We start from the raw sequence: 10329 nt of genomic DNA, 5'->3' as shown, positions 1-10329 counted from the left end.
TTCGTCAGGTCAGGATCGCGGGGCCGGATCAGGCGCCGGCGTTCTTGTAGATGCCCAGGAAGCTGCTGGGCGCGGCCCCGAAGACATGGCGGGCGTTCATCGTTACCTTGTCGGGGTTCATGCCCTCGATGGTGCGCACCAGCGGGGCCTCGTGGCCTTCCAGGTAGGCGACCGAGATCGGCGGATTGTCCGAAGAAACCAGATACCAGGCCTTGTCGGAACCGCCCGCCGCCGCGCCGAGGTTCGGCACCGTGATCGGGGTCAGCGTGCCCTTGTAGGGGTTCACGTCGCTGTCCTTCGCGGGCGTGGTGGCCGTGGCGAACTTCAGCGCCGCGTTCTCCAGCGCCGGCGGCACCAGCAGCAGATCCGGCGTCACGTACAGGAAATCATCCGGATCCTTCGAGCCGAAGGCCGTCTGTTCCCACATCGCGGTGCGCGCCGCGCCCACCGCATCGTCCGAGATCACCGAGGCCGTTGCGGCCAGGTTCTTGTGATCGGCGTGGAACAGCGCCTTGCCGTCGGATTTCAGCTTGGCATTGCCCCGGATCAGCGTCCAGACCATGGCGCTTTCCATGGTGCGGGCGGCGATGGCGAACTCGCGCGGGATACGGGCGAAGGCGCCCATGTCGTCGTTCAGCACCGCCTCGAAGGTCAGGTGGATGGTGCGGCCCCGGCGCTCGACCTTGAGGCCCTCGGCCTCGTCGCGCAGCGTCGCCTCCTGGTACTCGCCGTTCTCCTTCACGGTCTTCAGCTGGAAGTCCCCGCCGAAGCGCACCGCGTGCTGTTCGCGGAAGTCCGACGCCGTGAGCGGCGTGCCGGTGACCCGCTGCCAGGGTGAACCGCGCCGCTCGTACTCGGCCATCAGCGTGCGGTTCATCACCTCGGTGGTGATATAGGCGAAGTCGGAGACGCCATTGGCACCGCCCATCATCGCGGTGGAGCGGAAGCCGGCATAGAGCGTCTCGTTGTCCGAATAGCTGCGCGAGCGCCCTGCAAGTTCCATCGCCAGGCCCCGCACGCGCATGCCGCGGAACTGCGCCCCCGGGCCCTTGAAGTCCTGCATCAGCGCCTGGATCATCCCTTCCATCCGCGTCTCGCCCTCGTCGCGGGTGATGCGGGCGCGCGGGCCGCCCTGCCCGGTCAGCGGTTCGGACTGCGCCATGAAGGCCATCATGCGGGTGCCGGCGGTCTCGGCAGTGGTGCCGTCGTCGATCAGCTGGTCGACCTGGGCCTCGCTCAGCTGGCCGGCCTGCATGAAGGGGCGCGCCATGCGGCGAATGTCGGACTGGCGCTGACGCTCGGCCTGCACGGCGCGCTGCGTGATCGCCGCCGGATCGGGCGCCGCCATGGTGGTGACCGGCGCGGTGGTGACCGGCGCGGTCGGCTGGGCCGAGGTTTCCGGGGTGTCGGTGGTGGGCGTGGTCATCGGGGTCTCCTTGTCGTGCCGTTCAGTGTCGTTCTGGTCATCGGCCACCGGGGCCGGGGTTTCCTCGGGCGCCAGCCGGGCCGCGCACATGCGCAGGTTGGCGACCGAGCGCATGTGCAGCGACATGACGGCGGCCATGCTGGGGGGATCGGGCGCGTCGGAGCCGGTGACCGCATCGGCAAAGCCGGCGGCCACCGCGTCGGCGGGGCCAAGCCAGGTCTCCTGGTTCATCATCCGCATGACGTCCTCGACCGCCTTGCCGGCGCGGGTCGCGTAGACGCCGGCATAGACCTGGGCCAGCCGGTCGAGGTCCTCGGCCTCCTTGCGCAGCTCTTCCGCCGTGCCGCAGATGCCCCGGCTGGGGTTGTGGATCATCAGGAAGGATCCGGCGGTCATCTCGATCCGGTGCGCCGACATGATCATCAACGAAGCGGCCGAGGCGGCGATGCCGCCCACCACCACCTGCACCCTTCCGGGATGGACTTCGAAGGCGGCGCGGATCGCCTCGCCCTCGTAGGGGCTGCCGCCGGCGGAATTGACGCGCACGGTCACGTCGCCGTCGAAACGCGACAGCGCCGTACGCACCATCCGGGCCGAGAAACAGCCGGTGTCCATGTACTGGCACAGCTCGTGCGGCAGCACGTCGCCCTCCAGAATGATCTCGCCGTTCAGGATCAGGTCAGTCCCGTCCATCGTCTTCCTCCTGTTGCGGTTGGGCGGCGGGCACTGCCGGGGCGCCTTCGCGCCGGGCGTCCTCGGCCCGTTCCCGGGCGATCACATCGGGGTCGTAGCCCATCTCGCGCTGCTTGCGCTGGCGCGAGGTCAGGCCCGCCTCGATCTCCTCGACCGCCGCGCCGATCTCCTTCGACGGGTCGATCAGCGGGCGGCGCGGCGGGGTCCAGTCCAGCGCCTCGGGCGGCGGCGGCAGGCGCTGCGCGTGCTGTACCAGGCGCCAGGCCTCCAGCGTCCAGCGGGCAATCCCGTGGCACATCTGGTTGATGATCAGCTGCTGCTGCCAGACCTGGATGAAGCGATCCATCTCCATCCGGCCCATGCGGCCCGAGCTGAAGTTGACGCCGGTCAGATCGCCGAAGCTCTCGTAGGTCAGGCCAAGGCCGGTGGCGATCACCCGCACGCCCTCGCGCATGAAATCCGGATAGCCATCGACCCGGGGCGGTTCGGAGGGCGTCACCTTCTGGCCCGCCCCCAGCCCCACGATGGCGCCCGGGGCGATCTCTTCCAGCCTGCCGCCGTTGAAGACCTGCCCGTCGTCGCCGGCTTCCACGAAGAAGGCCAGCAGCGAGGCGACCTTCTGCTTGAGGATCTGCGCCTCCTGGTAATCGCTCAGCTCGCCGATGGTCATCATCACCGGCGCAAGCCAGGGCACGCCGCGCATCTGGCCGGGCCGGTCGATGCGGCGCACATGAAGGATCTGCTGCGCCGGCACCCGGCGGCTGGTAAAGCGCGCGCCCTTCAGATGCAGCCCGTCGCCGGGGTGCATGTCATAGAGGTGATAGGCCACCGCCTTTCCGGTGGGGCCGTATTCGATGCCCTCGATCACCTCGTTGCGCCCGTAGCTGGTCAGCGTCTCGTCCAGGTAGTCGACCTCCAGCAGCTCGACCTGGAACGGCAGGCGCAGGTCGGGTTCATGGCGCAGGTCGCGCATGCGGCGGCGGATCAGGATCTCGCCATCGCTGAAGACCGCGTTCATCACCTGCCGTTGCAGGCCGGGCAGCGCCTCGACCCCGTGGGTGTCGATGGCCGATGTCAGCAGGTGGTCACGGATCACCGCCATGGCCTCGACGGCGGCCTCGGGCGTGGCGGCGCGGACCGAGGGCATGATGCCGGTGCCCACCACGTTGCCGGTCACCACCGCCTGCCCCCGTACCGCCAGCGATCGGTTGCGGATGAAATCCCGCGACAGGTTGCGCAGCTGCCGCCGGCTGCGCCCCGCCGCCGTGTCGGCATCGGTGGCCGGCGCGGCCCAGCCGTAACTGCGCCGCCCCTTTTTCGCCGCATCGTAGTTCATCAGCACCTGGGCACGGGCGCGCGCCGCGATCCGGCGGGCGCCATGCTCCGGCGCCAGGGACAGGACGGTCCGGTCGATCCAGTTCGCCATCACAGACCCCGCGTGCTGCGCGCATAGGCCAGCACCGGCCCCGAGGTCGGGCGCCCGGCGATCTCGGCCTCCATCTCGCGCAGCTGGCGGCGCATCTCGACGAGAGAGGCGTAGGTGACCTCCTCGCCGTTCAGCTTGTAACTGGTCGCGCCGCGCGCGAGGGCCGCCCGCAGCGCGTCGACCTGGGTCTGGCTGTAGGCCATAGGTTACCTCCGTTTCAGGAAATTGATCTGCGCGGGCACGGCCCGGGGCGGCTCGGGCGGCGGATCGGCCCGACGTTTCTCTTCGGTAGCAACCGCATGGACGTTCTGCGGCCCCAGCACCGCCCAGTCGGGCGGCGCCTCGGGGTTCATGCGGTTCAGGCCCTTGTGCTCGGCCAGGGCCAGAGCCTGGACCGAAAGGTCGAGCGTCTCGTTCCGGGTGACGCCCTGTTTCTTGGTGTAGCCCTTCAAGCCGCGCTCCTCGGCCAGCAGCTCGGCCAGGGCCTCGGTCTCCAGCCAGTCCGGCAGGTGCTGGGCCCCCATGCCGCGCTCCATCCGGCCCAGGGCCGCCAGCACGCTGTCCTTCAGCCGGTCGACGGCCATGTTCAGCAGCTTGATGCCCCGGGCCTTGCGCCCCCTTGAGCCGCGCTCGGGCGCCTCGTGCCAGACCCGGTCGCGCTGGTGGAACCCGCCACGCCCGATGGAGAGGAACCACAGATGCCCCTGCCCGTCCCGGCGCCGCGCCCGCCAGAAGGCCTCGGCCTTGTCGGACCAGCCCGGCGGGCCGTTGAAGTCGATGACCAGGGCGGCGGGCGTCAGTGCCCAGGGCTGCCCCTCGACCGGCCAGGCCCGGCTCGCGAGATCAAGCAGCGCATCGGCATCTTCGCCGTAGCGGCCCGGATCAAGCAGCCGGTAACGCCCGTCCTCGTTCTTCGCGCGCGGCGCGTGGTCCGGGGGCTGCGAGATCGCGAAACGCTCGATCACGATCCGCTCGCCCTGCAGGCCCCAGGCCATCACCAAAACCTCGAAGCGGTTGCCCTGCACATCGACCGAGACGGTGAGGAACCGCGTCCAGCCCGGCGCCACGCCACGTGGCAGGGTCACCGCCGCCTCGCGCAGCTGGGTCGTGGTCAGGGCGGCCCCGTCCGTCTCGGAAGGCCGCAGGAAGGGCTCGGCCCGGTCGGTGAAGAAGACCCGCGACAGCTCGGTGTAATCGCCGAAGGTCTCGGCCTGGCGGCGGGCCAGCTCGTAGGCGCTGACCAGCCCTTCCCAGCTCGCGAAGGCCGCCGCCGCGCCGTTCAGCGAATAGCTGGCGACATCGGTGGCGCGCAGCGCGGGATCATCGATCCGAACCAGCGCCCGGTGGCCGTCCTCACCGATCCGCGTGCCCTCGTGCAGCCAGCCGCCCTGCCCGGCCAGCGCCCGGCGGTTCAGCTCGACCTTGTGGCGGTGGGCGTAAAGCTCTCCGCAATGCGGGCATTCCATCTGCGCCTGCGCGCCGGCCTCGGCGGGCTCCAGCCCGTCATCATAGAGAAGACGCGTGAAATGGGGCTCGAACAGTTCCCCGCAGTTCCGGCATTCCCAGTACCAGCGCCCCCGGGTCCCCTCGTTATAAATCCGCACGATCCCGCCCGAGACCGGTGGCAGCTCATGAGGGTTCAGCAGGCCGGGCCGCCATTCGGGGTCCGTCACCGGGAAGGCGGGCGTGCTTTCCAGCAGCACGCAGCCGCGGCTCATGAAGGTACGGATCCGCTGACGCGCCATGCCGTAGGGGCTGCCTTCGGGCGCGTCCTTGGGGCCAAGGATCTGCTTCATGTGGTCGTAATCGGTCATCAGCACCAGCCGCTGGCTGCGCGAGGACAGCTGGTTGGCCACCGGATAGCCGATGGCCAGCCGCATCCCCCGGAAGCGCTTGCGACTGAAGGTATCGTCATCACGCCCCCGGCCCAGGCGCTCGTGGATCTCGGGGCTGTTGCGGATCGCCGGGTTCAGCTTCTCCTCGACCCAGGCGTCGGCATCGGTCTTGGTCATGTGGATGACCTGCACCGGATCGGGGGCCGAGGTGATCGCATGGGCGGCCACGGTCATCAGCATCTGCGTCTTGCCAGATTGCGACGGACCGACAAAGCAGACCGCCTTGAAGCGACGCGATTGCGTCACGTCGGCGGGCTCGACCGTGTAGGGTGCGACCTGACGGTCGAAGCTGCGCCAGTCCCCGGCGATGGGCACCCGCAGGTGGCGTTCGGCCGCGTCGGTCACCGTGATCCGGCTGGGCGGGTCCAGCAGCGGCAGGCTGTCGGCCAGGATCTCGGTCGGGGCGCGCCAGGCGGGCAGCGGCGGGATGTGCAGCACGGAGGCCGCGCGGTCAGCCATCATCACCATCACAGCAGCGCCCCCTGCGCGGTGGGAAGCGGGCGGACCTGGGCCGGGCCCAGCACGTCCCGTTCGATGCGTTCGCGCAGCTTCTCCAGCATGCCGTCGCAATGGCGCTGGACGATCTGCACCTCGGCGGATTGCAGGCCCAGCTCGCGCTCCAGGTGGTCGGGCAGCGTGCCCATGCTGGTGCGGATGACGCCCATGAGATCCTCGATCAGCTCCTGGACGCGGGCGGCGCGCACCAGCTCTCCGCGCTGCTCCGCGACGCGGTTGCGGTGATATTCGGCCTCGGACCATTCCCGCAGTTCCTTGGCGGTCAGGCCCGCCTCCTCCTCCTGGCCGATGTCGAGGTTGCGGAAGGCCAGCGCGTTGCGGGCGTTCTGCGCATCCCGGCGCGCGCGCAGGCTCTGCTCGGCCTCCTCGCGATGCGCGCGCCAGGCCCAGCAGTGGCTCAGGCTCAGCGCATAGGCCACGCCATTGCGCCCGCCCGAGAGCACGGGCATGCCCTTGCCGATCCAGTCGGTGATGGTGTTCTCCGAGACGTCGAAGACCCGGGCCAGTTCGGTGCGGCTGAGTGGTGTACCGTCGTCGCTGGCGCCTTCGGGCAGCGGAAAGCGCGCAAGGTCAAGCACCTGGCCGTCGGCCAGCGTGATGCGGTCGGTCATGGTGGAAACCCCAACAACAACAGGAACCCCAACAAGCAGAGGTCCCCGGGAATGGTCTGTGCGATGACACGGGGTGCGAATTACCCCTGTGCGGGCGTCGCCCGGGAAGGACCCGCGGGCCTCAGCCCCCGGCCCTGGCCGCCCGTTCGACCGCCTTGGCCAGCGTCCGCTTCAGGTGCACGGGCAGCCGCGCCGCCCGGACCTCCTCGGCGCCGTCGAAGAAGCCGAGGCGCCGGTCGTAATGCGGGGCGAGCGCGGTGAAGTGCACCACCTTGGTCAGGCGGCCCGCGCCGTCGCGCTTCCAGATCCCGGGCGAGAGCTTCGACCCGGCCCGCGGCACGAAGAAGCCTGCGCGCTTGCGGTTGCGCTTGCGCGCCGCCTCGGTCGTGTTCGCCGTGGCATCGCGCTGCGCCTGCACCGCCGAAAGCGCCTGGTTGCGCTCGCCCACCTGCCAGTTGCCGTAGGCGTTGAGCTTCGCGCCGCTGGCGGGGATCACGCTGCGCAGCGCGCCCGCATAGGCGAGCCGGCTGTCGAGCAGCTTCTCCAGCCCGGTCTGGCCGCGCGCCCCGCCCGTCTCCTGCAGCTTGAGGTAATGGCGCCGGCCCACCGAGGGGCGCTCGATCACGCTGGCCTCCAGGTCGCCCGGCTTTGCCCGCCAGACCATGAAGGCGTTCTTGGTGAACCGCGTGGGCTTGTCGAAGACCACGTCCATGCGGGCCTGCACATGTTCCAGAACGTCCTGCGCCGTGTCCGTCAGCGCCCAGGCCGCGGCCTGCTGCACGCCCCGGCTTTGCAGGTCGAGCGTCGCTGCCCCGAAGGCCGCAGGATCAAGCTTGAGCGTGAACATCTGGCCTCCGGACACAAAAACGCCCGGCAGCGAGGGTTCGCTCCGGGCGCAATTGGTGATGATGATCCTTCTATGCCTCCGGGGTGATCTAACCGTCAACCCCCATTCTGCGGCGACACCAGGTCAAAGCCCTGCATCCGGTCCAGCGCCGCCGCCAGGGCCGACCTGAGCCCCTCGACCGCCTTGCCGGACTTTTCCCAGCCGTGGGCGTCCAGCACCTCGGCCAGGGTCAGACCGCCGATGCAAACCTGGTCGACCAACTGCCGTGCGTAGATCGCACCGCGCTTGCGGCCACCGGGGCGGATGCGGCGGACCTCTTTCGCCAGCCCCGGACCGATACGGCGATGCCAGAGCCTCAGCTGCTCAAAGTCCCGGAAGATCGCCGCCTCGCGGTCGCCGGCGGTGCCGCCGGACCGGCTCAGGGTCTCGAAGGAGGAACAGCGCACGCCACTGGCGGCACAGCGTTCGCTCAGCGCGGCATAGTCCCGCGCGACCGCCACCTGCCCGACCGAGAACGGCGGCAGGAAGACCGGCGCCACGAAGTCCGGCAAGGCCGCCTGCCCCTCCGCAACCGCCCGCGCATGGGCCTCCCGCGCCAGCTTCACCTTCCGGGGATGCGCGCGCAAAGCCTGGGCTTCCATCAGGTCGAAGGCATCGGCGGTGCGGGCGGCGCGGTGGCCCTCGTGGCCGGCGGCGCGGCGGGTGAAGCGACCGTCGGGCCCGGCCTCCATCCGCTGCGGGCGCACGGCGATCATCGGGCCGCGCGCCGGGGCGACAGGGATCTCGGGGCCACAGGCTTCGGGCGGGGTGGCGCGGGAGAGGATCTCGGCCAGGGCGCGGTCCGAGGTGCGGATCCGATCCGCGGCAAAGCTTGCCGGCCAGGTGTCGACCCAGGCGGTCTGGCGCGGATCGACGTAGACCGTGCGGGTCGGGCCGATTCCGGGGCGGCGGGGGAAGGTCGTATGGATGCTCATGCGCGGGTCTCCGGGATCAGGGTGCGGGCGCGGGCGTCGTCGCGCTCATGGGCGTCGAGCCAGGCGAGGTCGGCGGCATCGAGGCGCCAGCCGCGCCCCTGCTTGTCGCGCAGCCGCGCCAGGCGATCGGCGGCATCGCGGGAGTGGTCCGCGATGCGGCGGCGTTCCACCTCGTTCATCGGCGGGCGGTGGTGGCGCAGCCAGAAGCGGTACTCGGCCACAAGGCGCCCGGCGGCCAGGGCCTCCTGCCCGGCGACGCTGGCGAACCAGCTGGCGATGCCGGGCAACTCGTGCAGCGGGCGCGGCTGGGCGAGCTGGGCGAAGGCCACGAAGGTCGCATGCGCCGGCCAGAAGCGGCGCGCACTGCCCTCGCCCTTGTCGCGCAGGCTTTCGCGCAGGCGCACCAGGTTCGCCTCGTCCAGGTAGCCCAGCTCGTCCGCGATCCGGTCGAGGCGCTTCTGCCCCTCCTCGGGCGCCGTGCCCTTCGGAAAGCGAAAGCCCATCCCGGCCAGCGGCGCCAGCAACAGGCGGCGCACGCGGTCGCGTTTCGTCTCGGCTTGGGTGTGTCCGTCCATTCTCAGCCCCTTTCCTCGATCAGGCCATGAGCACGCAGCTCGGGTTCCGGCAGATGCGCCTCGGTGCGCAGGCAGGCCCGGACCCGGCCCGAGACCGCCTCGGGGCGGATCGATCCGCCCCGGCGGATGTGGCGGGCGATGTCCTGGGCTTCGGCGCGTTCGTCGGCGGTGAAGAACCCGGGGCCCCTCGCGTGTACGCGGGCCCACGCGGGGGCGCGCAAGGTTCCCTTCGGGTTATATTCAGGTTCGTGTCCGACCGTCCGGACACGGGATTGGTCAAAATCCGGACACGGGATTGCCCGTTTTCCGGACACGGCTCGGGGGGATTTCCGTGTCCGGATTTCGGACACGGCTGCCGTTTTTCCCTTGTTTTTCCGTGTCCGATTTTCGGACACGGACCCCTTGTTTTCCCGTGTCTGATTTCCGGACACGGACCCCTCCTCCGCCCCCACCCGAGTCCGGATTTCGGACACGGGCTGCGCGGCGGCCTCCTCCTGGAAATCGCAGCCCAGCAGGTAGAGGCTGGAGAGCTGCTTGCGCGTGGCCTTGTCCGAGCGCTGCACCCGGCGGATCAGCCCCAGGCGCTCCAGCTCGTTCAGGTGCACGTTGACGGTCGAGCGGCTGATGCAGCACTCCTCGGCCAGGGTCTGCTGGGAGGGGTCACAGCGCCGGGTGTGCTGGTTGTGACAATTGGCCAGGAAGACCAGCACCAGCTTGGTGGCGGGCTTCAGCTCCCGCTGGGCGAAGGCCCAGTTCATTGCTTCGATACTCATTTGGGGTCCCGGGTCTTCTGGGGTCAGGGGCGCTGGCCGGCGCGGCGCAGGGCGGCGGGGCCGACGGCGATGCGGATCTTCTCCAGCATCTGCACCGAGGCCGCGATCTCTTCCGAGAGCGTCGAGAGCTGGCCCTCCAGCACCTTCATCCGGGCGCTCAGCCCGTCGATGTCCTGGTTGCCGCCATTGTCCCCGAACAGGTCCTGGCGCAGCTGGGCGACCCAGCCGGGGCGCTCGGGAAAGCCCAGGACCGCCGCGACCGTGGCGTCGCTCTCGCAGCCCAGGTAGCAGCCGGCGGCGGTGTCGTAGACGGCGGCCAGCAGCTCCGCGATCTCGCGCTTCTGGGCGCGCGAGGGCGCCGGCGGGGGCAGTTCGGACGGGTTCTTGGCCCGGGGTTTGGGTGCAGACGACATCGCCTTCCTCCTTGCCTCGCATCCCGGGCAGAGCAGCCGGCCATCCGCCAGCGCCCACCCGATGCGATTGATCTTCTGGGAAATTTCGGCCTGTCCCCGGCTGGGGCAGGCAAAGGTTTCGACACGACCACAGGTGTCGCAAAGCGCCGTGGCGCGGGGCTGTCCCGGCTCGCGCGCGCG

General features: G+C 70.2%; 10 protein-coding genes. All 10 read right to left on the bottom strand.

Translation table 11 applies throughout. The features are described 5' to 3' along the window. Nucleotides 1-28 precede the first annotated feature (28 nt). The 10 genes from KM176_RS24215 to KM176_RS24170 all read right to left on the bottom strand — a co-directional run bounded on the left by KM176_RS24215 (nucleotide 29) and on the right by KM176_RS24170 (nucleotide 10149). On the bottom strand, nucleotides 29-2119 hold the full coding sequence (locus KM176_RS24215) for a head maturation protease, ClpP-related (RefSeq protein ID WP_160897293.1): 2091 nt from the start codon (nucleotides 2117-2119) through the stop codon (nucleotides 29-31). After that, a complete protein-coding gene (locus KM176_RS24210; RefSeq protein WP_160897294.1) occupies nucleotides 2106-3545 on the bottom strand; it encodes a phage portal protein in 1440 nt (479 codons plus the stop codon). The genes KM176_RS24215 and KM176_RS24210 overlap by 14 nt, the downstream gene beginning before the upstream one ends. Next, entirely contained in the window at nucleotides 3545-3748 is a 204-nt protein-coding gene (locus tag KM176_RS24205) for a phage head-tail joining protein (protein ID WP_160897295.1), read from the bottom strand. Before KM176_RS24205 ends, KM176_RS24210 begins: the two co-directional genes overlap by 1 nt. Before the next feature lie 3 nt (nucleotides 3749-3751). Further along, complete coding sequence (locus tag KM176_RS24200) at nucleotides 3752-5908, bottom strand: terminase gpA endonuclease subunit (protein ID WP_160897296.1); 2157 nt, start codon at nucleotides 5906-5908, stop codon at nucleotides 3752-3754. Then, nucleotides 5908-6567 (bottom strand): DUF1441 family protein, encoded by a 660-nt coding sequence (locus KM176_RS24195; protein WP_160897297.1) that lies wholly within the window; start codon nucleotides 6565-6567, stop codon nucleotides 5908-5910. Before KM176_RS24195 ends, KM176_RS24200 begins: the two co-directional genes overlap by 1 nt. A 121-nt stretch (nucleotides 6568-6688) precedes the next feature. Beyond that, nucleotides 6689-7414, bottom strand: coding sequence for a hypothetical protein (locus KM176_RS24190; protein ID WP_160897298.1), 726 nt, complete (start codon nucleotides 7412-7414; stop codon nucleotides 6689-6691). A gap of 95 nt (nucleotides 7415-7509) precedes the next feature. Then, complete coding sequence (locus KM176_RS24185; RefSeq protein WP_160897299.1) at nucleotides 7510-8388, bottom strand: hypothetical protein; 879 nt, start codon at nucleotides 8386-8388, stop codon at nucleotides 7510-7512. Continuing rightward, complete coding sequence (locus KM176_RS24180) at nucleotides 8385-8963, bottom strand: hypothetical protein (RefSeq protein ID WP_215558838.1); 579 nt, start codon at nucleotides 8961-8963, stop codon at nucleotides 8385-8387. Before KM176_RS24180 ends, KM176_RS24185 begins: the two co-directional genes overlap by 4 nt. 2 nt (nucleotides 8964-8965) lie before the next feature. Further along, nucleotides 8966-9736 carry a helix-turn-helix domain-containing protein gene (locus KM176_RS24175; RefSeq protein WP_160897339.1) on the bottom strand — a complete coding sequence of 257 codons (771 nt, stop codon included), beginning with the start codon at nucleotides 9734-9736 and terminating at the stop codon, nucleotides 8966-8968. 23 nt (nucleotides 9737-9759) lie between these two features. Further along, a complete protein-coding gene (locus KM176_RS24170; RefSeq protein WP_160897338.1) occupies nucleotides 9760-10149 on the bottom strand; it encodes a hypothetical protein in 390 nt (129 codons plus the stop codon). Between the last annotated feature and the right edge of the window lie 180 nt (nucleotides 10150-10329).

Source organism: Pseudooceanicola endophyticus, from assembly GCF_018760365.1.
GTDB lineage: Bacteria > Pseudomonadota > Alphaproteobacteria > Rhodobacterales > Rhodobacteraceae > Pseudooceanicola > Pseudooceanicola endophyticus.
This window is presented reverse-complemented; position numbering and strand designations above follow the sequence as displayed.

What these genes read in the sequence shown, in the direction of transcription:
- KM176_RS24200 (WP_160897296.1), bottom strand. Translation starts at nt 5,908, where the DNA reads ATGGTGATGATGGCTGACCGCGCGGCCTCCGTGCTGCACATCCCGCCG.
- KM176_RS24210 (WP_160897294.1), bottom strand. Translation starts at nt 3,545, where the DNA reads ATGGCGAACTGGATCGACCGGACCGTCCTGTCCCTGGCGCCGGAGCAT.
- KM176_RS24170 (WP_160897338.1), bottom strand. Translation starts at nt 10,149, where the DNA reads ATGTCGTCTGCACCCAAACCCCGGGCCAAGAACCCGTCCGAACTGCCC.
- KM176_RS24205 (WP_160897295.1), bottom strand. Translation starts at nt 3,748, where the DNA reads ATGGCCTACAGCCAGACCCAGGTCGACGCGCTGCGGGCGGCCCTCGCG.
- KM176_RS24180 (WP_215558838.1), bottom strand. Translation starts at nt 8,963, where the DNA reads ATGGACGGACACACCCAAGCCGAGACGAAACGCGACCGCGTGCGCCGC.
- KM176_RS24175 (WP_160897339.1), bottom strand. Translation starts at nt 9,736, where the DNA reads ATGAGTATCGAAGCAATGAACTGGGCCTTCGCCCAGCGGGAGCTGAAG.
- KM176_RS24215 (WP_160897293.1), bottom strand. Translation starts at nt 2,119, where the DNA reads ATGGACGGGACTGACCTGATCCTGAACGGCGAGATCATTCTGGAGGGC.
- KM176_RS24190 (WP_160897298.1), bottom strand. Translation starts at nt 7,414, where the DNA reads ATGTTCACGCTCAAGCTTGATCCTGCGGCCTTCGGGGCAGCGACGCTC.
- KM176_RS24195 (WP_160897297.1), bottom strand. Translation starts at nt 6,567, where the DNA reads ATGACCGACCGCATCACGCTGGCCGACGGCCAGGTGCTTGACCTTGCG.
- KM176_RS24185 (WP_160897299.1), bottom strand. Translation starts at nt 8,388, where the DNA reads ATGAGCATCCATACGACCTTCCCCCGCCGCCCCGGAATCGGCCCGACC.